General features: G+C 75.9%; 1 protein-coding gene. It reads right to left on the bottom strand.

Translation table 11 applies throughout. From position 1 onward, the window contains the following. A partial coding sequence (locus HWY05_RS37990; RefSeq protein ID WP_244146818.1) for a MetQ/NlpA family ABC transporter substrate-binding protein occupies positions 1-435 on the bottom strand: 435 nt, incomplete at both ends.

The raw sequence follows: 435 nt of genomic DNA, 5'->3' as shown, positions 1-435 counted from the left end.
GGGCCGCTCGACCAGGCGCAGCCCGAGCCGGTTGCCGAGCAGGTCGCGCCGCGTGGCATCGAGCCCGGCCGCCTCGCGCAGCCTCAGCAGGTTCTCGTTCTGCAGCAGCACCAGCGCGCGCGAAGCGCCGCGCCGGTCGGCCGGGATCGCCACGGTCGCGCCGGGGCGCAGTTGGTTCAGGCCTTGCAGCCGTCGCGAATAGAGCGCGAGCGGCAAGCTCACGGTGGTCGCGACGCTGCTCAGCGCGTAACCGTGCGCGCGGCGCGTGGCCGCGAGCTGGCGCGCGTCCTCGAAGCTCGCCGCATCGAGCCGGCCGGCCGCGAGGGCCGCGTCGATACGCGCCGGATCGTCGAAGCGCCGCACCTCGATGGCCAGCCCGCGCGCGGCCGCGATGCGACGCACTTCCTCGGCGATCTCGGCATGCGGGCCCGGCGT

This window comes from Paraburkholderia sp. BCC1876, from assembly GCF_902833695.1.
In the GTDB taxonomy this organism is placed as follows: domain Bacteria; phylum Pseudomonadota; class Gammaproteobacteria; order Burkholderiales; family Burkholderiaceae; genus Paraburkholderia.
Note: the sequence above shows the minus strand (reverse complement) of the source record. Positions and strands in the feature narration are given on the sequence as shown.